At 69.6% G+C, this 18,231-nt stretch carries 19 protein-coding genes; 6 read left to right on the forward strand and 13 right to left on the reverse strand.

Translation table 11 applies throughout. The features are described from left to right. Positions 1-220 precede the first annotated feature (220 nt). On the reverse strand, positions 221-931 hold the full coding sequence (fabG, locus tag JWR33_RS02710; protein WP_297409228.1) for a 3-oxoacyl-ACP reductase FabG: 711 nt from the start codon (positions 929-931) through the stop codon (positions 221-223). An 85-nt stretch (positions 932-1,016) separates the two neighbouring features. On the opposite strand from fabG, the gene JWR33_RS02715 reads away from it, so the two are divergent. From JWR33_RS02715 to JWR33_RS02730, 4 genes are all read left to right on the forward strand, one after another. After that, on the forward strand, positions 1,017-1,364 hold the full coding sequence (locus JWR33_RS02715; RefSeq protein WP_297409230.1) for a DUF3099 domain-containing protein: 348 nt from the start codon (positions 1,017-1,019) through the stop codon (positions 1,362-1,364). Beyond that, the gene (locus tag JWR33_RS02720; RefSeq protein ID WP_297409232.1) at positions 1,361-1,579 is read left to right on the forward strand and encodes a hypothetical protein; all 219 of its coding nucleotides are present in this window, start codon (positions 1,361-1,363) and stop codon (positions 1,577-1,579) included. Before JWR33_RS02715 ends, JWR33_RS02720 begins: the two co-directional genes overlap by 4 nt. Continuing rightward, positions 1,579-2,415, forward strand: a complete 837-nt coding sequence (locus tag JWR33_RS02725; protein ID WP_297409234.1) for an SURF1 family protein — start codon at positions 1,579-1,581, stop codon at positions 2,413-2,415. Before JWR33_RS02720 ends, JWR33_RS02725 begins: the two co-directional genes overlap by 1 nt. Positions 2,416-2,479: 64 nt before the next feature. Beyond that, entirely contained in the window at positions 2,480-3,895 is a 1,416-nt protein-coding gene (locus JWR33_RS02730; protein ID WP_297409236.1) for an FAD-dependent oxidoreductase, read from the forward strand. Positions 3,896-3,956: 61 nt separating this feature from the next. Here the strand turns inward: JWR33_RS02730 and JWR33_RS02735 are convergent, their stop codons facing one another. The 5 genes from JWR33_RS02735 to JWR33_RS02755 all read right to left on the reverse strand — a co-directional run bounded on the left by JWR33_RS02735 (position 3,957) and on the right by JWR33_RS02755 (position 10,034). Further along, positions 3,957-4,904, reverse strand: coding sequence for an ABC transporter permease (locus JWR33_RS02735; protein ID WP_297409238.1), 948 nt, complete (start codon positions 4,902-4,904; stop codon positions 3,957-3,959). Then, positions 4,901-5,776, reverse strand: a complete 876-nt coding sequence (locus tag JWR33_RS02740; protein WP_297409240.1) for an ABC transporter permease — start codon at positions 5,774-5,776, stop codon at positions 4,901-4,903. Before JWR33_RS02740 ends, JWR33_RS02735 begins: the two co-directional genes overlap by 4 nt. Positions 5,777-5,835: 59 nt before the next feature. After that, a complete protein-coding gene (locus tag JWR33_RS02745; protein ID WP_297409242.1) occupies positions 5,836-6,975 on the reverse strand; it encodes a spermidine/putrescine ABC transporter substrate-binding protein in 1,140 nt (379 codons plus the stop codon). Between the two features lie 24 nt (positions 6,976-6,999). Continuing rightward, a complete protein-coding gene (locus tag JWR33_RS02750; protein ID WP_297409244.1) occupies positions 7,000-8,151 on the reverse strand; it encodes an ABC transporter ATP-binding protein in 1,152 nt (383 codons plus the stop codon). 218 nt (positions 8,152-8,369) lie between these two features. Continuing rightward, the gene (locus JWR33_RS02755; RefSeq protein ID WP_297409246.1) at positions 8,370-10,034 is read right to left on the reverse strand and encodes an amidohydrolase; all 1,665 of its coding nucleotides are present in this window, start codon (positions 10,032-10,034) and stop codon (positions 8,370-8,372) included. A 53-nt stretch (positions 10,035-10,087) separates the two neighbouring features. Between JWR33_RS02755 and JWR33_RS02760 the strand changes: the two genes are divergently transcribed. Then, the gene (locus JWR33_RS02760) at positions 10,088-11,137 is read left to right on the forward strand and encodes an agmatine deiminase family protein (protein WP_297409248.1); all 1,050 of its coding nucleotides are present in this window, start codon (positions 10,088-10,090) and stop codon (positions 11,135-11,137) included. Between the two features lie 152 nt (positions 11,138-11,289). Here JWR33_RS02760 and JWR33_RS02765 read toward each other — a convergent pair whose 3' ends face one another. Next, positions 11,290-12,888, reverse strand: coding sequence for an ABC-F family ATP-binding cassette domain-containing protein (locus tag JWR33_RS02765; RefSeq protein ID WP_297409250.1), 1,599 nt, complete (start codon positions 12,886-12,888; stop codon positions 11,290-11,292). Positions 12,889-13,000: 112 nt separating this feature from the next. Between JWR33_RS02765 and JWR33_RS02770 the strand changes: the two genes are divergently transcribed. Further along, on the forward strand, positions 13,001-13,591 hold the full coding sequence (locus JWR33_RS02770; RefSeq protein WP_297409252.1) for a biotin transporter BioY: 591 nt from the start codon (positions 13,001-13,003) through the stop codon (positions 13,589-13,591). Between the two features lie 73 nt (positions 13,592-13,664). On the opposite strand, the gene JWR33_RS02775 is transcribed toward JWR33_RS02770, so the two are convergent. The 6 genes from JWR33_RS02775 to sufB form a co-directional block, all read right to left on the reverse strand. Further along, the gene (locus JWR33_RS02775; RefSeq protein WP_297409254.1) at positions 13,665-13,850 is read right to left on the reverse strand and encodes a hypothetical protein; all 186 of its coding nucleotides are present in this window, start codon (positions 13,848-13,850) and stop codon (positions 13,665-13,667) included. 69 nt (positions 13,851-13,919) lie between these two features. Further along, complete coding sequence (locus JWR33_RS02780; protein ID WP_297409255.1) at positions 13,920-14,249, reverse strand: metal-sulfur cluster assembly factor; 330 nt, start codon at positions 14,247-14,249, stop codon at positions 13,920-13,922. Next, complete coding sequence (sufC, locus tag JWR33_RS02785) at positions 14,249-15,010, reverse strand: Fe-S cluster assembly ATPase SufC (RefSeq protein WP_297409257.1); 762 nt, start codon at positions 15,008-15,010, stop codon at positions 14,249-14,251. The genes JWR33_RS02780 and sufC overlap by 1 nt, the downstream gene beginning before the upstream one ends. 38 nt (positions 15,011-15,048) lie before the next feature. Further along, positions 15,049-15,378 (reverse strand): non-heme iron oxygenase ferredoxin subunit, encoded by a 330-nt coding sequence (locus tag JWR33_RS02790; RefSeq protein WP_297409259.1) that lies wholly within the window; start codon positions 15,376-15,378, stop codon positions 15,049-15,051. Then, entirely contained in the window at positions 15,375-16,517 is a 1,143-nt protein-coding gene (locus tag JWR33_RS02795; RefSeq protein ID WP_297409367.1) for a SufD family Fe-S cluster assembly protein, read from the reverse strand. The genes JWR33_RS02790 and JWR33_RS02795 overlap by 4 nt, the downstream gene beginning before the upstream one ends. Positions 16,518-16,613: 96 nt before the next feature. Next, on the reverse strand, positions 16,614-18,032 hold the full coding sequence (gene sufB / locus JWR33_RS02800; protein WP_297409261.1) for a Fe-S cluster assembly protein SufB: 1,419 nt from the start codon (positions 18,030-18,032) through the stop codon (positions 16,614-16,616). Positions 18,033-18,231: the final 199 nt, after the last annotated feature.

Raw genomic sequence — 18,231 nt, forward strand, 5'->3', positions numbered from 1 at the left:
GGGCGTGGGACCCGACCTGCCGGTTCCCCTCGCCCATCTCCGCCGGAGTCACCACCGACGGAAACACGCGAGCAGTTGGAAGGCCAAGCAGCTCGACAAGGCGGGGACCCTGGACTGGACCTCGGCCTCGCTTCGCGTCACGTCGGCACACCGTCCGGCACGCTGCTCCTGCACGGACGCTCGACGCCGTCCCCGCCGCTGCACCGAGTCGGAGGAGGAGTCAGTGCCCCATGCCTAATCCCCCATCGACCGGGATCACGGCGCCGGAGATGTAGCCGGCATCGTCTGAGGCGATCCAGGCGACGACCTTGGCGACCTCGCCGGTGCTGGCGAAGCGGCCGGCCGGGATCGCCTTCTTGTATTCGGCCTGCTGCGCCTCGGGCAACGCCGCGGTCATCTCGGTCTCGATGAAGCCGGGCGCGACGACGTTCGCCGTGATGCCCCGTGCGCCGAGTTCGCGGGTGAGCGAGCGGGCCATGCCGACGAGTGCGGCCTTCGAGGAGGAGTAGTTGACCTGGCCGGCGCCGCCATAGAGCCCGACGACGCTCGAGATGAGGACGACCCGTCCGAAGCGGCCCTTGAGCATGCCCTTGGACGCCCGCTTGACGACCCGGAATGCGCCGGTGAGGTTGGTGTCGAGCACATCGGTGAAGTCCGCTTCGCTCATCCGCAGCACGAGGGTGTCCCGGGTGATGCCGGCGTTCGCGACGACGACCTCGACGGGTCCGAGCTCCGCTTCGACGGCGGTGTACGCGGCATCCACGCTGGCGCTGTCCGTGACGTCGGCCGCCACGGTGAGCGCGCCGTCGGGTCCGCCGGTGCCGGAGCGTGAGGTGACGGCGACCCTGTGCCCTTGGCGCACGAACTCCTCGGCGATGGCGTAGCCGATCCCCCGGTTTCCTCCGGTGATCAGCACGGTCCTCTGGGTCACGGCGCTCCTTCGCTCGGGGTGAACCGGACCAGCCTAGGACCGCACAGCGCTCAGTCGGAGGACCGGCGTAGGCTGAGGCCACCTGATGAGCAAGAGCACCTCGACGCAATCGATCACCACTCTGCCGGCCTCTCCCACCGACGAGCGTCGCTCCCGCATGATCAAGTACTCGGTCGCGATGGGCATCCGCACCCTCTGCGTCATCGCGCTCATCTTCGTGCAGGGCTGGTGGGTCGTCGTCATGGTGGTGGCCGCGCTGGTGCTGCCCTATGTCGCGGTCGTCGTCGCGAACGTGGGCGCGAGGCCCGCGGCAGTGCCGCAGGTGACACGTCCCGGCGCGATCGTGCCCGTCATCCTCCCCCCGGCCGACGCGGGCACGTCGAGCGCTCCCGCCGCCTCCCCAGCGGGGCACCGGCCCCCGCAGGACTCGTGAGCGAGGCTCCTCCGCAGCTGACGTGCTCACGTGCGGGCTGCCGGAACGCCGCGGTGTGCGCCCTGGAATGGCGCAACCCCCGCATCCACTCCGAGGACCGGCGCAAGGTGTGGCTGGCCTGCGGCGAGCACCGGGAATATCTGCACGACTATCTCGCCGCCCGGGAGTTCCCGGTGCGGATGGTCGAGGACCCGACCGCTGCGGAGGTGCGCTGATGAGCGGATGGCGCTTCGTCCTGTCCGCCCGATGGGCGCGCTATCTGCTGCTCGCCGTGATCTTCGCCCTCGCGTGCGCCGGTCTGGCCTCCTGGCAGCTGGCACGCCGAGACGAGAAGGTGCAGGAGATCCGCTACATCCAGCAGAACTACGACTCCCCGCCGACTCCCCTGGCGGAACTGCTGCCCGAGCGGGACGACTACTCCCGAGCCGACGAATGGCGCCCCGTGGTGCTGACCGGCTCCTACCAGGGCGAGGATCAGCTGCTCGTCCGCAACCGCCCGAAGGACGGCGACGGCGGGTTCGAGGTGCTCGTGCCGTTTCGGACCGATCAGGGCGCGGTGTTCCTCATCGACCGCGGCTGGATCCCCCTCGCCTCGGATGGGTCGTCGCCCTCGGAGGCGCCTCCCCCGCCGCCTGGCGAGGTGACCGTGGTGGCCCGCCTCAAGGGCGGCGAGCCGAGCCTGCCGGGAGGCACGACGGCCAGCGGGATCCTTGCCTCCATCCAGCTCTCCGAGGTGGAGCGGCTCCTGGACGAGCCGATCTACTCCGCCGCATACGGCCTCCTCGACTCGGAGGATCCGGCGCCGCCCGAACGACCCGCGGCGGCGGTGCGTCCCGAGCTCGACGAGGGGCCGCATCTCTCCTATGCGCTCCAGTGGGTCATCTTCGCCCTGATCGGCTTCGGCGGGCTGGCGTTCGCCATCCGGCAGGAGTACCGCTACCGCAACGCGGACGAGCCAGAGGAGCAGGAGCGTGCCGCCCGCCGGGCCCAGCGCCGTGCCGCCAAGCCCACTGATGACGACGTGGAGGACGCCCTGCTCGACCGGCGCTGAGCCGACGGAGCAGAGCCGACGACGGGACGGGGGCACGTAGGACGGAGCCGCTAGAGTTCGGCGAATGGCCAGCACCGTGTTCGAGCGTCTCCCTCCGCCACCCGCAGCAGTGGATGCCAGCCTGTCAGGCACCCGCCGGGGCGTCTTCTGGCTGGAGGATGCCCCAGCCACCCGCTATCCCGCGCTGACGGCAGGGATCCCCGCCGACCTCGCCGTGGTCGGGGGCGGCTACCTGGGGCTGTGGACGGCGCTCCGCGCGAAACAGCGCCGTCCCGACGCCACCGTGGTGCTCCTCGAGGCGAAGACGATCGGCTGGGCGGCGTCCGGCAGGAACGGCGGGTTCGTCGAGGCCAGCCTCACCCACGGCCATGAGAACGGAGCGTCCCGCTTCCCGAATGAGATGGACACTCTCACACGGCTGGGCCGGGAGAACCTCGACCGGATGGAGGCGACCGTCGCGGAGCTGGGGCTCGACTGCGAGTTCGAGCGCAACGGCAGCCTCGCGGTCGCCACCGAGCCGCACCAGGTGAAGTGGCTGAGCGAGGCGTCCGGCACCGGCGAGGGCGATTTCCTGGACGAGGCTGCCGTGCGCTCGCTCGTCGACTCGCCCACCTACCTGGGCGCCCTGCGCAGCGCCAGGACGTCCGCGCTGGTGCATCCGGGGAAGCTCGCCGCCGAACTTGCCAGGGCCGCCGCGGCCGCAGGGGTGCAGATCTTCGAGCACACCAAGGTGTCCGCGCTGAACCGCACGGCCGAAGGCGTGGAGCTCAGCACCTACTTCGGCACCGTCAGGGCCGACCAGGTCGCGCTGGCGACCAACGTCTTCCCCTCGCTCCTCGCCCGGAACCGGCTGATGACCGTGCCGGTGTACGACTACGTCCTGATGACGGAGCCCCTCACGGCGGAACAGCTGGCCTCGATCGGCTGGTCGGGCAGGGAAGGCATCGGCGACGCCGCGAACCAGTTCCACTACTACCGGCTCACGGCCGAGAACCGCATCCTCTGGGGCGGCTACGACGCGATCTACCACCGGGGCGGGCGCGTCCGTCCCGCCTACGAGGACCGACCGGAGACCTTCCGCCGCCTGGCGAGCCACTTCCTCACCACCTTCCCGCAGCTCGAGGGGATCCGGTTCAGCCACCGCTGGGCGGGCGCCATCGACACGTGCACCCGGTTCTGCGCCTTCTACGGCACCGCCGGCCGCGGACGGATCGCCTACGCGTCCGGCTTCACCGGGCTGGGCGTGGCCGCGACCCACTTCTCGGCCGACGTGGTGCTCGACCTGCTCAGCGGGCAGTCCACGGAGCTGACGGAGCTGGAGCTGGTCCGCAGCCGGCCGCTGCCGTTCCCGCCGGAGCCCGCGGCGTCGATCGGCATCCAGGCGACCCGCTGGTCCCTGGACCGGGCCGACCACTCGGACGGCCGGCGGAACCTGCTGCTGCGCACCCTCGACGCCGTCGGCCTCGGCTTCGACTCCTGACGGTCACCCGCGTGCTCGTCCTGCCGGCCGCGAGAGGCGGTGCCGGCAGGACGAGCGAACGTCAGTTGCCGCCGACTCCGCCGCCGCCGCCGGCGAGCGTCGCCGCGAGTCCCGCCCCATCGCCCGTGACCTTCCGGGCCCGGAAGAGCACGAGGGCGACGAGCGCGAGCGCGACCAGGGTGAGCAGCAGCATCAGGGTGGACATCGCCGCGATGGATGGGCGCAGCGTGGAGCGCACGGACGCGAACACGTAGACGGGCCACGGCGTCGCGTCGGCCGTGGACACGAAGCTCGACAGCACCGTGTTGTCGAGGCTCAGCGTGAAGGCCAGCAGTGTGCCGGAGATGACTGCAGGGCGCATCAGCGGGAAGGTGATGTCGAGGAAGCGCCGCACCGGCGGTGCGCCGAGGTCCGCTGCCGCCTCCTCCAGAGACTGGCTGAGGCCCGCCATCCGGGCGCGCACGATGAACGTCACGACAGCGCAGGAGAACAGCGAATTCGCGATGATCAGGCGGACGAGACCACTGTTCACCGGCGTCAGCCCCAGGTCGGTGCCCAGGGTCACGAACCACGGCAGCAGGGAAACGCCGTTGACGATCTCCGGGGTCACCAGCACGAGGCCGAGCAGTGCGGTCATCCAGCCGATCCACGCCTTCCCCGCGCGACGGGCCATCGCGACACCGGCAAGGGAGCCGAGCACCGCCGACACCAGCGCCGAGAACACCGCGACGTAGAGCGAGACCGTGACCGCGTCCGTGATGGCCGAGTTGCTGAGCGCGTCGACGTAGGCGTTGAACCCGAACCCCTGGTACGACTGCAGCAGTCGGCCCGTGTTCGTCGAGTACGCGACGATGACGAGCACCGGGAAGAAGAGGAACAGGAAGCCGAGGACGCCCCAGACGGCGAGCAGCGCGTTGGCCGGATCGATCCGCCGGCGCCGACCGAGCGGCTTCCGCTCGGCTCCCGGCACGGGGAGCGCGTCGGACACGACTTCTGCGACTGCGGTCATGCGGAGACCCCCGGAGCGTCCTCGATAACGGCGACGTGCTCGAACCGGCTGACGATCAGCCCGACGATCTTGAACAGCACCCCGAAGAGCACCACGACGGCGAGGATCGCGAGCATCAGGATGATGGCCATCGCGGAGCCGAGCGCCCAGTTCTGGGCGATCGTGAACTGCTGAGCGACCTGTTGCCCGATCATGCTTCCTGCCGCGCCGCCGAGGACGGCGGGAGTGACATAGTCGCCCATCAGGGGCACGAACACCAGCAGCAGCCCTGCGCCGATGCCGGGGACCGCGAGCGGCACCGTGATCCGGCGGAAGCCCGCGAAGGCATTGCCGCCGAGGTCACGACTCGCCTCCAGCAGCCGCGGGTCCATCCGCTCGAGTGCGACGTAGAGCGGCAGGATCATCAGCGGCAGATAGTTGTAGACCACCCCGAGCTGCACCGCTCCCGCCGTGTAGAGGAGGTCGGGCGTCCCCCAGCCCAGACTGCGGGAGATGTCGGCCACGAACGAGCTCGGGCTGAGCGTGATCTGCCAGCCGAGGGTGCGCACGAGGAAGTTGGTCCAGTAGGGCACCAGCACGAGGCCGAGCGCGATCCCCTGGTACCTGGAGGGCAGCTTGACGGCCATCCAGTACGCCATCGGGAACGCGATCAGCAGGCACAGCACGGTGCCGAGAAGCGAGATCTGCAGCGTCCGGCCGAAGGTGGACAGGAACGCGGGCGTGACCGCGTCGGCATAGCGCTGCAGCGTGAACACGTCGTTGCCGTGGGTCTCGTAGAGGCTCGGCTTCTCGCCGAAGCTGTACCAGACGATCAGGAGGAACGGCGCGACGAAGAAGAACAGCAGCCACACACCGATGGGCGCTGCGAGCATGCCGGCGTTCCAGCGCCACCTGCGGGCACCGGAACGCCGGGGGGCGGGGAGGGCCGTCACTACCCCGCCGCTGCCGTGAGCTCGTTGAAGATCGCGACGCGCTTCTCCTGCGACTCGGGGACGATGTCGAAGACGAGCTTCTCCGTCTCCTGCGGCGTGTAGAAGATCAGCTCGGGGAGCTCGACGTTGCCGGCCGCCTCCTCGATGCCTCTGACACAGGTGTTGTAGCCGATGTACTCGAGCTCGCGGAGCGAGATCTCGGGGTCGAGCACGTAGTTGATGAAGTCGTGCGCGGCGTCGATGTTCTTCGAGCCGACCGGGATGCACCAGTTGTCGACGAACTGGCCGGCGCCTTCGCTGGGCTTGACCCACTTGTAGCGCTCCGGGTCGGGGTTGCTCAGCATCCCCTGGCGGGCGTCACCGTTCCACGAGTGCGCGAGCACCCGTCCGTTCTGCGCGATGGTCGCGCTCACGTAGGACTCGAAGGCCTGGACGTTGGGAGCGATGTTCTTGACGAGGAAGTCGCGAGCGGCGTTCAGCTTGGTCTCGTCGTTCGTGTTGATGTCCTCGCCGATGGAGAAGAAGTACGCCCAGAGGATCTCGTTGGGGTCGCCGAGCATGGAGGTCGCGCCGGCGGCCTCCTTCTGAGCCGCGTCGAAGAAGTCGGCCCACGAGGTGAGCTCACGCTTGATCACGGTGCTGTCGTAGAGGTAGCCGGAGACGCCGACGGCCTTCGGGACGCTGTAGTCGTTGCCCTTGTCGAGATCCGTGTCGAGGTAGGCCGGGTCGACGTTCTTGATGTTGGGCAGCTTCGACTTGTCGAGCTTCTCCAGCAGCTTCAGCTGGACCATCTGCGGGATGAAGCCGATCGTCGGCACCACGATGTCGTAGCCGCTCGTCCCCTTCGACGAGTTGAGCTTGGCGATGAGCTCCTCATTGGAGTCGTAGCTGCCGAGCTTGACGGTCGGTCCGCCGGTGTCCTTCGTGAACGACTTGAGCACGTCGGGGTCGTCGTACTCGCCCCAGGTGTAGAGGTTGAGGGTGCCGCCGCCGCCACTTCCGCCGCCGGTTCCCGGTGCGCAGGCGGCGAGGGCGAGGGAGGCGCCTGCGCCGACCATTCCGCCGAGGAAGAGGCGCCGGGACACCTCCTTCTTCATGAAGCTGGGGACGAGGACCGTGAGGTCGGATCGCTCAGGCATTCGGGGACTCCTTGGCTGTGAGGGTCAGGACGGGGTGGCGGACGAGGCGTCCGTCGCGGGGTAGAGCTTCACTGCACTGGCGGGCCAGCTGCAGGTGACCGGCGTGCCCACGGTCGTGGGCACGTCGAGAGAGCGGGAGGTGCGGGCCAGGATCTTCACGCCCGCGTCGGTGAGGGTGACGACCTGGAGGTAGGACCCGAGCTGGCTGACACCCATCAGGGTCGCCCTGACCTGGTTGTGCCCCTCGGCCGTTTGGCTGGTGACGGTGACGTTCTCGGGCCGGACGGCTCCGGTGACGGCGGCGCCGGTTGCCAGCAGAGTGGCCGCGGGAGTGGCGCCGGCCAGCGTGCCGCCCGGGAAGTCGACGACCGCCTCCTGACCGGCGGCCTTGCGGACGGTCCCCTGGAAGAAGTTCTGCTGGCCGATGAACCCGGCGACGTAGGCGCTCGCCGGGTTGTCGTACACCTCGGCCGGCGAGCCGATCTGCTCGATCCTGCCGCCGTTCATCACGGCGATGCGGTCGCTCATCGTCATCGCCTCCTCCTGATCGTGGGTCACGAAGACGAAGGTGGTGCCGAGCTGCTGCTGGAGGAGCTTGAGCTCGATCTGCATCTCCTCGCGCAGCTTGCGGTCGAGGGCGGACATCGGCTCGTCGAGGAGCAGGACCGACGGGCGGTTGACGAGGGCGCGGGCGAGCGCGATGCGCTGCTGCTGCCCGCCCGACAGCTGGGCCGGCATGCGGTCCGCGAAGCCCTTCATCCGGACCATGCCGAGCGCGTCGGTGACCCGGGTCGCGATCTCGCTCTTGGGGACCTTGGCGTAGCCGAGGCCGTACGCCACGTTCTTGGCGACCGACATGTGCGGGAACAGCGCGTAGGCCTGGAACACCGTGTTCACCGGTCGCTTGTGCGGGGGCAGCTCGTGCATGGGGGTTCCGGAGATGGCGATGGTGCCCTCGTCGGGGTACTCGAAGCCGCCGATCATCCGGAGCGTCGTCGTCTTGCCGCAGCCGCTCGGGCCGAGCAGGGAGACGAAGGTCCCCGCCTCGATGTCGAGGTCCAGTCCCTTGACGGCATAGCTCTTGCCGTAGATCTTGGAGACGCCCTGCAGGGTCACGCGACCGGGACGGCCGGCCACGGAATCCGTCTCCGGTCCGCTGGTGGCGAGGAAGGTCATCGTTCGGGCTCCTCGATGATCACGAAGTCGTCGCGCAGGAGAGCGCGAAGGGCGTACTGCCGAAATTAGGGCGTCGAGCACCGCGGCCACAACTTCTGCGCGCGGAACCCCGCTCACTTCTTACACGATCGAACCGGTTGCGCATGACACGAAACACCTACGGATCCCGCGCTCCGATGGCGATACGGCAACGGAAACGGTGGTCGCGTGCGGTTTTCTCAGCCGCGATGGACCACCCGGCCCGCCGATACCGTCAGCACGTTGCGGACAGTGTGAATCTGCTGAGCCGAGAGGTCGAACGGGTTCCGGTCAGCCACCGCGAGGTCCGCCCTCCCGCCCAGCTCGATCCGTCCGGCGTCGTCGTGCAGGGTCACCCGTGCGGAACCGGCCGTGTAGGCGGAGAGCGCCTGCTCCAGGGTCAGCTCCTGGCCCTTCCCCAGTGGCGGATAGCGGTCCTCCCCCGGCTCCACCCGGGTCACCGCGACCGAGATCGCCTGCCACGGATCTGGCGTCGACACCGGCCAGTCCGAGCCCATGGCGAGCCGGACGCCGGCCGCCGCCATCGCCGCGAACGGGTACTGCTCCCGGAACCGTCCCTCGCCCACGAGGGGAAGGTTGAGTTCGGTCATCTGATCGCTGTTGCAGGCCCAGAGCGCCTGCAGGTTCGCGGTGACCCCCAGCGAGGCCATCGTCGCGATGTCGTCGAGGTCCACCTGCTGCAGGTGCGCCAGGTGGTGCCGAAGCGCCTCCCCATCGGTCTGCTCGGCGGCGAGGCCGAGCGCGTGCAGGGCCTCCGCCACGGCCCGGTCGCCGATCGCGTGGATGTGCAGCTGGAAGCCCTCCCTCGCCAGGGCGACGGCGACCGCGTCGAGCACCTCGGGCGGGAAGTGCGAGGGTCCGAGCTGGTCCGTGGGATGGCCGTGCCCGTCCAGGTAGGGCTGTTTCAGGGCGGCGGTGCGGCTCTCGGGCACGCCGTCCTGCATGATCTTCACGGTCACTGCCTTGAAGCTTCCGCCCGCATCGTTGGTCCGCACCCCGATGCGGTCCCGGGCCGCGACGAGTCGGGCGACCACGTCCGCCACCTCGTCCAGGCCGAAGCCACGGGTCAGCCACAGGGCGGCGGAGACGCGTGCGGAGAGGGCTCCGGACTCGAAGCCGAGAAGGTAGGCCTCCGTGCTGTCGCGCGCCCCGGCGTAGGAGCCGAGGATCGCGTCCTGCCAGCCGGTGATGCCGAACGAGCGCAGATAGCGCTGGGCCTCCACGAGCGCGTCGACGTAGGCGGCGTCGTCCGGGACCGGCAGCAGGTGCTCGAACAGGTCCATCGCGCCCTCCTGCAGGGTGCCGCTGGGGCTGCCGTCGGGGTCCCGGTCGATGTGGCCGTCGGCGGGGTCGGGAGTGTCGGCGTCCATCCCGGCCGCGGCGAGAGCGGCCGGGGAGACCCAGGCGCCATGGTGGTCGGCGTTGACGAGGTACACCTTTCGGCCCGGCGCCGCCTGCTCCAGCAGCTCTGCGCGGGGAAGGCCGCCCGGGAAGTGGGGCAGATGCCAGCCGCCGCCGACGATCCAGTCGTCCTCGGGGTGCTCGACGGCGTAGCGCCGCACCAGTTCCAGGGCGCTCGCGGCGTCGGTGCTGTCGGTGAGGTCGCAGGTGAGGCGCTCGTGCCCGCCTTGGGTGGGATGCACGTGCGAGTCCAGGAAGCCGGGCGTGATCAGTCCGCCGGCGGCGTCGAACAGCTCCGCTCCCCCGGGCACCGCCGCGAGGGCATCCTCGTCGGAGCCGATCGCGACGACGCGTCCGCCGGAGACGGCGACCGCCGTCGCAGTGGGATGCAGGGCGGCGCCGGTGAAGACCCGGCCGGAGGTGATCACGAGATCGTTCGTCATGGCGCCACGGTAGCCGAGCGATGGGCGGGCTGGACACTCGCTAGCCTCGGGTCATGGCGTGGACGATGCCCTGGGAGGGCGACCGGCAGGATCGGCTCTGGCTGGCGTGGCCCCCCTCGGGCTACGCGCTCGGGGAGAGCGCGGAGACCGCGGAGGCCGCGTGGCGCGCCTGGGCTTCGGTGGCCAATGCGGCAGTCGAGTTCGAGCCGGTGACGGTGGTCGTCGGTCCCGACGACGAGGACTCCGCCCGGCGGCACCTGTCCGGCGAGGTCGAACGCCGCACGGCGCCCCTCGACGACGCCTGGATGCGCGACATGGGACCCACCTTCGTCCTCGACGGCGAGGACGGGCGGCTCGGCGCGATCGACTGGATCTTCAACGGCTGGGGTGCGCCCGACTGGGCCGAGTGGGACAAGGACGCAGACATCGCGCCCTTCGTGGCCGCACTCGCCGGCGCGGAGGTGGTCGCCAGCTCCCTCGTGAACGAGGGCGGCGGCTTCCACGTCGACGGCGAAGGCACGGTCCTGCTCACCGAGACGGTGCAGCGGGGCGAGGGGCGCAATCCTCAGCTCTCCCGCGAGGAGGTCGAGGCGGAGCTCGCCCGCACCCTCGGCACCCGGTCAGCCGTCTGGCTGCCGCGTGGCCTGACGCGCGACTACGAGCGCTTCGGCACCCGGGGCCATGTCGACATCGTCGCGGCCTTCGCCGCGCCGGGCCGGATCCTCGTGCACGACCAGCGCGACCCCGCGCACCCCGACCACTCCGTCACCGCCGAGGTGATCGAGACGCTCGCGGGGGCCGTCGACGCCTCCGGCCGCGCTTTCGAGCTCATCCGCCTGCCGGCGCCGGCCCAGCTGCGCGCCCCGGACGTGGAGGGCACCGAGAGCTGGACCGACTACAGCTACGTCAATCACGTGCTGGTGAACGGCGGCGTGCTCGCCTGCGGATTCGGCGACCCCGCGGCCGACGACGTGGCGGCGGGGATCCTGGCGGAGCAGTATCCCGGCCGGAAGGTGGTGGTGCTCGACGCCCGCGAGCTCTTCGCCCGCGGCGGCGGAATCCACTGCATCACGCAGCAGCAGCCCTCTGCCCGCCCTGCCTGAGCGCCGCTGTCCCTCAGCAGGCAGACTCTCCCTCAGCAGGCAGACTCTCCCTCAGCAGGCAGAATCGCCGTTAGCAGGCAGAACGGGGCCGCACCGACCGATCAAGTGATTTCTGCCTGCTGAGCGAGAGGACCGGGCGGACCGCCGCGAGGCTAGGCGAGGCTGATGAGCTCCGCGTAGTCCTTGGTCCACAGGTCCTCGGTGCCCTCGGGCATGATGAGGACCCGCTCCGGGTTGAGCGCCTCCACGGCGCCTTCGTCATGGCTGACCAGGACGACGGCTCCCGTGTACCCGGCCAGCGCGCCCAGGATCTCCTCGCGGCTCGCCGGATCCAGGTTGTTGGTCGGCTCATCGAGCAGCAGCACGTTCGCCGAGGACACCACGAGCATCGCCAGGGCGAGCCGGGTCTTCTCGCCACCGGACAGGACCCCGGCGGGCTTGCTCGTGTCGTCACCGGTGAACAGGAACGAGCCGAGCACCCGGCGGGCCTCCGTCTCGGTGAGCGTGTCCGAGGCGGTCATCATGTTCTGCAGCACGCTGCGCTTCACGTCGAGTGTCTCGTGCTCCTGCGCGTAGTAGCCGACTCGCAGGCCGTGACCAGCCTCGATCTGCCCGGTGTCCGGCAGGTCCACCCCGGCCAGGATCCGCAGCAGGGTGGTCTTGCCCGCGCCGTTCAGGCCCAGCACGACGACCTTCGAGCCACGGTCGATGGCGAGGTCCACCGCGGTGAAGATCTCCAGCGATCCGTAGTTCTTGCTGAGATCCGACGCCATGAGAGGCGTGCGGCCGCAGGGCGCGGGATCCGGGAACCGCAGCTTGGCCACGCGGTCGACGGTGCGCACCTCGTCGAGCCCGGAGAGGAGCTTCTCGGCCCGGCGAACCATCTGGTGGGCGGCGGCCGCCTTGCTGGCCTTCGCGCCGAAGCGGGCGGCCTGCAGCTGAAGCACGGACGCCTTCTTCTCGGCGTTGGCGCGCTCCTTCTTGCGCCGCTCCTCGTCGGACGCGCGCTGGCGCAGGTACTGCTTCCAGCCCATGTTGTAGACGTCGATGACGGAGCGGTTGGCGTCGAGGTAGAAGACCCGGTTCACGGTCTCCCCCACCAGCTCGATGTCGTGGCTGATCACGATCACGCCGCCGGCATAGCTCTTGAGGAAGTCGCGCAGCCACACGACCGAGTCGGCGTCCAGGTGGTTCGTCGGCTCGTCGAGGATGATCGTGTCGGCGCCGGAGAACAGGATGCGGGCGAGCTCGATGCGCCGGCGCTGGCCGCCGGAGAGCGTCTTGAGCGGTTGGTCGAGGATGCGGTCCGGGAGGTTCAGGTTGCTCGCGATCGACGCGGCCTCGGCCTCCGCCGCGTAGCCGCCGAGGGCCAGGAAGCGGTCGTTGGCGTCGCCGTACTTCTTCATGGCCCGCTCGGCGATCTTGGCGTCGTCGCTGGCCATGTCGAGGCCGGCCTTCTCCATGCCGAGCACCAGGGAGCCGAGGCCACGAGCGTCGAGGATGCGGGTGCGGGCGAGCTCCTCCGGATTGCCGGAACGCGGGTCCTGGGGCAGGTAGCCGATCTCGCCTGACCGGTCGATGCGGCCGCCGGTCGGCAGGGTCTCCCCCGCGAGCGTCTTCGTCAGTGTCGTCTTTCCTGCTCCGTTGCGGCCGACGAGTCCGATCTTGTCGCCGGCGCTCACTCGGAAGTTCACGCCCTCCATGAGGACGCGTGCCCCGATGCGGATCTCGAGATCATGCACGGCGAGCACAGAGAACGACCTTTACTTCAGGAGGAGGGGGAGCATTGTCGAAAACGACAGCCCTCTAGTATAAATTCCGCCGCCCGGGTCCCGGGTCGCCCGCCACACCCCGAGGGAAGCCATGTCGTCCGTCTCACTCGCCGCCCGCCGCCCCGTCCTGGCCGACCTGGTCGTCCCGCGCGGGATCGCCGCGGATCTCGCCCTGATCGTCGCGGGCACCGCGCTGACCGCGCTGCTCGCGCAGGTCGTCATCCCGCTGCACCCCGTGCCGATCACCGGTCAGACCCTCGCGGTGCTGCTGGTCGGCGGCACCCTCGGCTCGCTTCGCGGCGCGCTCTCGATGGTGCTCTACGCCGTCGTCGGCGCTGTCGGACTGCCGGTGTTCAGCGCCGCCACGAGCGGCACAGGCGTCCTCTTCGGCGCCACCGGCGGCTATATCGTCGGCTTCATCTTCGCTGCGGCGCTCACCGGCTATCTCGCCGAGCGCCGCTGGGACCGGCGGATCCTCGGCGGCATGGCGGCCTACCTGGTCGGCTCGCTCGTCCCGTTCGCGATCGGCCTGCCCTGGCTCGCGATCACCCTCGGGCTGAGCCTCGAGCAGACGCTCGCGGCCGGCCTGTACCCGTTCGTGCTCGGCGGCGTGATCAAGGCCGCGATCGCCGCCGGAGCCATCCGCCTCGGCTGGTTCGGCCTCGAGCGCCGCCGCTCCTAGACGCCGATCTGCCCAATTCCGCCGCAACTCGGCACTGAGCGGCGGCAGAACTGGGCAGGTCGGGGCTTCGACGCTAGGCCGGGGCTCCCTGGCCGACCCCGAAGGCGCGGCTGGTCAGCGCCATCACCACGGTGGTGACGAGCTCGTAGCCCGGGTCGAGGCGCGTCCGGGCCACCGCCCGCCCGCCCGACGCGTCGTGGCGTGGTGCAGCGCGCGGCGGTGACAGCACGGCCCAGACGTCGATGGCGGGAACGGTCACGCGCCGACCCTACCGCTGAGAATCTCTCAGCAGAAGGCCGGCGCCGCTCGGGGTGAGAGGTTCGGCAGGTCAGATGGCGAAGCCGATGGCGCGCATCATCTCGCGGCCGTCGTCGGTGATCTTCTCGGGGCCCCACGGGGGCATCCACACCCAGTTGATGCGGAAGCGCTCGGCGTGGCCGTCGAGGGCCTGCGCGGTGTCCTCCTCGATGACGTCGGTGAGCGGGCAGCCGGCCGATGTGAGGGTCATGCTGATGAGGAGGGCGTCGTTCTCCTCGTCCCAGGCGAGGTCGTAGATGAGGCCGAGGTCGACGATGTTGACGCCAAGCTCGGGGTCGACGACGTCCTTCAGCGCCTCCGTGAACTCGTCGAAGCGCTCGGGAGAGAGTGAGACGGCCATCAGCTCACCGCCTCGGGAAGGAAGCGGTCGTAGCCCTCGTCCTCGAGTCGCTCGGCGAGCTCCGGTCCGCCCTCCTCGGCGACGCGGCCGGCCACGAACACATGCACGAAGTCCGGCGTGATGTACCGGAGGATCCGCGTGTAGTGGGTGATCAGCAGGATCCCGAGGCCGGTCGCCGCCATTGCACGGTTGACGCCCTCGGACACGATCTTCAGCGCGTCCACGTCGAGGCCGGAGTCGGTCTCGTCGAGGACGGCGAACCGGGGCTTGAGCAGCTCCATCTGGAGGATCTCGTTGCGCTTCTTCTCACCGCCGGAGAAGCCCTCGTTGACGTTCCGCTCGGCGAACGAGGAGTCCATGCGCAGCTTCCCCATCGAGTCGCGCACCTCCTTGATCCAGCCACGGATGGCCGGTGCCTCGCCGGTGATCGCGGTCTTGGCCGTGCGCAGGAAGTTGGAGTTGGTGACGCCCGGGATCTCCACCGGGTACTGCATGGCGAGGAAGAGGCCTGCCCTCGCGCGCTGGTCGACGGTCATCGCGAGCACGTCCTCACCGTCGAGCGTGATCGAGCCGCCGTCGACGGTGTACTTGGGATGACCGGCGATCGCGTAGGCGAGCGTCGACTTGCCCGACCCGTTCGGCCCCATGATCGCGTGGATCTCGCCCTCGTTGATGGTGAGGTCGACGCCGCGGAGGATCTGCTTGGCGCCCTGGTCGGTCTCGACGCTGACCTGGAGGTCGGAGATGGTGAGGGTGGACATCGGGGATTCCTTTCGAAAGTGGAGTGACCGCAGGGCGGTCAGGCGCCGATCGTCAGCGGCGTCGGGTCGACGTAGACGCCGCCATCGACGACGGTGACGCCGAAGACGGGAACCGGCTCGTAGGCGGGCAGCGTGAGAGGCCGGCCCGTGGTCAGCTCGAAGCGGGAGCCGTGGGCCCAGCATTCGAGCGTGTCGTCCTCGACGAAGCCCTCGGACAGGGAGATGTCGCCGTGGGTGCAGGTGTCACCGATCGCGTGCACCCGGCCCGCGCTGTCCCGGACGACCGCGATGGCGACGCCCTCGATCACCACACGCGTGGCCGAGTCGACCCGCACGTCGTCGAGCGAGCAGACCCGCACGCCGGTCATCGGTCGTCCCTCGCGAGCTCCGCCTCGATGGCGGCGGTCAGCCGCTCCTCGAGCGCGGCAGAGCCGATGCGCTGGATGATGTCGATCAGGAAGCCGCGCACGACGAGCCGTCGCGCCTCCTCCTCGGGGATGCCACGGGACTGCAGGTAGAACAGCTGCTCGTCGTCGAATCGTCCGGTGGCGCTCGCATGCCCGGCCCCCAGGATGTCGCCCGTCTCGATCTCGAGGTTGGGGATGCTGTCGGCGCGGGTCCCGTCCGAGAGCACGAGGTTGCGGTTCTGCTCGTAGCTGTCGGTGCCGGAGGCCTCTGGGCCGATCAGCACGTCGCCGATCCAGACCGTTCGCGCGCCCGCGCCCTGCAGGGCGCCCTTGTAGTTGACCCGGCCGCGGGTGTTCGCCGCCTTGTGGAAGAGGAACACCTGCTGCTCGAGGTGCTGGCCGGCGTCGCTGAAGTACACGCCGAGCAGCTCGCCGTCCGCACCGGTGTCGGCCAGCGTCACCGAGGGGTTCACCCGCACGACGCTGCCGCCGAGAGACACCACGACGTGCTTGAAGGTCGCGTCCCGGCCGACCTGGGCGAAGTGGCTCGCGACGTAGCGGGCGTCCTCCGCGAAGTCCTGAACCGTGACGAGGGTGAGACGGGCGCCGTCCCGGACGAGGATCTCGAGGTTCTCGACGAGCGCGGCGGACCCGGTGTTGTCCAGCACCACGAGGGAGTCGCTGAACGGCTTCGCCTCGAGGAGAGTGTGCGCCGCGCGCGGCAAGGTGCCGAATTCGGAGCGCCCCACGACGAGCTCGGTGTGCTCCTCACCGGAGAGGGTGATGGCGAGGGCTGTGCCGAACGACGACCAGGCGTTGGCGGAGGCCTTGTCCTCGGGGATGCCCGCGAGCCCGATCCGCGGATCGGTCCGCGGCACCCAGCGGACGTCGACGCCGTCCGATGGCTGCGCCACCACCGAGTACGCGGACCCGTCGAGAGGACCGTCGAGGAGATCCCGGATCCGGTCGACCGGCGTGAGCTTCCAGTTCGCCTCGCGCCCGGTGACCTCCGGGAAGTCGGCCACATCGGCCGAGGTGAACCGCGCGTTGCGGGTCTGCACCGGCACGGCGCCGTGCCGGTTGGTGGCGTCGGAGATGATCGACGGGCGGGTGCCGGTGCCCGTCACCTCAACGGCAGTGTTCCCGTCCGGGGTGGCGAGTCCTCGCGCGGGGCTGGTCGCTGTGCTCTCGGTCACCTAGCCGACACTGCCTTCCATGCCCATCTCGATCAGTTTGTTGAGCTCCAGTGCGTACTCCATCGGCAGCTCCCGAGCGATCGGCTCGATGAAGCCGCGGACGATCATCGCCATCGCCTCGTCCTCGGGCATGCCCCGGGACATCAGGTAGAAGAGCTGCTCCTCGCTCACCTTCGAGACGGTCGCCTCGTGGCCGAGCTGAACATCGTCGACGCGGATGTCGATGGACGGGTAGGTGTCCGAGCGGGAGATGGTGTCGACGAGCAGTGCGTCGCAGCGCACCGTGTTGGCCGAGTGGTGCGCGTTGGCGTCCACCCGGACCTCGCCGCGGTAGCCGGCCCGGCCGCCGCCGCGGGCGATGGACTTGGACACGATCGACGACTGCGTGTACGGCGCCATGTGCACCATCTTCGCGCCGGCGTCCTGGTGCTGACCGGGGCCCGCGAAGGCCACCGACAGGGTCTCGCCCTTGGCATGCTCGCCGACCAGGTAGATGGACGGGTACTTCATCGTCACCTTGGAGCCGATGTTGCCGTCGATCCACTCCATCGTCGCGCCCTCGTGCGCGATCGCGCGCTTGGTGACGAGGTTGTAGACGTTGTTCGACCAGTTCTGGATGGTCGTGTAGCGCACCCGCGCGTTCTTCTTGACGATGATCTCGACGACCGCGGAGTGCAGCGAGTCCGACTTGTAGATGGGCGCCGTGCAGCCCTCGATGTAGTGCACGTAGCTGCCCTCGTCGGCGATGATCAGCGTGCGCTCGAACTGGCCCATGTTCTCGGTGTTGATCCGGAAGTAGGCCTGCAGCGGGATGTCGACGTGCACGCCCTTCGGCACGTAGACGAACGAGCCGCCCGACCAGACCGACGTGTTCAGCGCGGCGAACTTGTTGTCGCCGGCCGGGATGACCGTGCCGAAGTACTCCCGGAACATCTCGGGGTGCTCGCGGAGCGCCGTGTCCGTGTCGAGGAACAGGACGCCCTGGGCTTCGAGGTCCTCGCGGATCTGGTGGTAGACGACCTCGGACTCGTACTGGGCAGCGACGCCGCCGACGAGGCGCTGACGCTCCGCCTCGGGAATGCCGAGCCGCTCGTAGGTCTCCCGGATGTCCGCGGGGAGGTCCTCCCAGGTCTGCGCCTGCTTCTCCGTGGACCGCACGAAGTACTTGATGTTGTCGAAGTCGATCTCGGAGAGATCGGCGCCCCAGGTGGGCATCGGCTTGCGCTCGAAGATGCTCAGCGCCTTGAGGCGGTTCTTCAGCATCCACGCCGGCTCGCTCTTCAGCCCGGAGATGTTCTCCACGACCTGCGGCGAGAGCCCGCGCTGTGCCGTGGCACCCGCGGCGTCCGTGTCGGACCAGCCGAATTCGTACTGGCCGAGGCTCGCGAGTTCTGGACGATCAATCAGGACGTCTGACATGAGCACCTCTCTTCCCTGTGATCAACCGGCGCACGGGCATGCGAATTCCGCCCGTTGCGGAACCGAAGCGCTCCCCACCATCGCCGAAGCACCTGCACGTCACCCGGATGCCGTGGGACCGCCGTCGGGCCCGATCCGGATCGCGAACGAGGATGAGCGCGCCGACCAGCCAGTCTACGCGGGGAACCTCCGCGCGTCA

The sequence above is a fragment of the Naasia sp. genome (assembly GCF_025465545.1).
Taxonomy (GTDB): domain Bacteria; phylum Actinomycetota; class Actinomycetes; order Actinomycetales; family Microbacteriaceae; genus Naasia.